General features: G+C 71.5%; 2 protein-coding genes. One reads left to right on the forward strand and one right to left on the reverse strand.

The window, feature by feature from the left end; genetic code table 11:
* Positions 1 to 129: 129 nt before the first annotated feature.
* Positions 130 to 750, forward strand: a complete 621-nt coding sequence (locus tag AU195_RS23445) for a DUF2561 family protein (protein ID WP_059161418.1) — start codon at positions 130 to 132, stop codon at positions 748 to 750.
* 21 nt (positions 751 to 771) lie between these two features.
* Here AU195_RS23445 and AU195_RS26305 read toward each other — a convergent pair.
* A partial coding sequence (locus AU195_RS26305) for a hypothetical protein (RefSeq protein ID WP_172800695.1) occupies positions 772 to 938 on the reverse strand: 167 nt, incomplete at its 5' end.

Below are 938 nucleotides of genomic sequence, written 5' to 3' on the forward strand. Positions count from 1 at the left end.
GGCGGCGTGGATCATCGGCATGGTGGCCGTCATCGGCGCGGCTCTCTGGATCGGGGCACGGGCATGAGCGACGAGCGACGGGACGGTCTTGTCCTCCAACAACGGCAACGCCGCGCAGACCAGCTGCTGATGGCAGGCAGCGCCACCGCCGCCGCCCGCTCCGGTGCGGCGGCCGAGAGACTCAACCGCATCCTGCTCGGCGTCTGCGCGGCCGTCTGGCTGATCGCGCTCGGCGCCGCCGTGGCGGCGACCGTCGCCCTGACAGAACTCGGCCGCAGCCAGCCAGCGGCGTCGTCCGACGGCGACACCCCGTGGCTGCTCTACACCGTCATCGGGGTGTCCGCCGCCGTCATCATCGGGTCGGTACCCCTGTTGCTGCGCGCGCGGCGGACCGCGCACGCCGAACCGGAGGCTGTGGTGCTGCCCCGCGAAAGGTCAACGGCCACAGACGAACCCGCGACGGAGAAGTTGCGTGTTGCCCCGGTGGTGCAGCAGGTGCCGAGCCGGCTCGATCCCGGCCTGCCGACGGCCGAGGTGGATCGGTTGTGGCTGCAGTGCGCACTGGTGCTCGGCATCGCGATGGGTGTGGCGATGATCGCCATCGGCGCGGCCACGTATCTGATGGCGGTCGGCAGCGACACGGTCTCGTGGGTGCTGTACGCGCTGACGGCACTGGTGACGCTGGCGATGCCGGTGGCGCCGTGGTGGTACCTGCGAGAGCTGCGCGCGCTCGACGAACCAGCCGCCTGACGCCGGCTTCACGGGCAGCGGTCAGCTGCTGCGGTCGGGTTCCGTGCGGGGGCCGAATCCCTCGGGAATCTCCCCGGCTGTGGCATGGCGGCCGATGTGGGCCTCGGCCCGCATCCGCTCGACCATGTGCGGGTAGTGCAGCTCGAACGCCGGGCGCTCCGACCGGATGCGGGGCAGTTCGGTGAAGT

The organism is Mycobacterium sp. IS-1496 (genome assembly GCF_001499995.1).
GTDB lineage: Bacteria > Actinomycetota > Actinomycetes > Mycobacteriales > Mycobacteriaceae > Mycobacterium.

Bases quoted from the DNA above. Each gene is read 5' to 3' on its own strand.
- AU195_RS23445 (WP_059161418.1), top strand. From the start codon at position 130: ATGGCAGGCAGCGCCACCGCCGCCGCCCGCTCCGGTGCGGCGGCCGAG.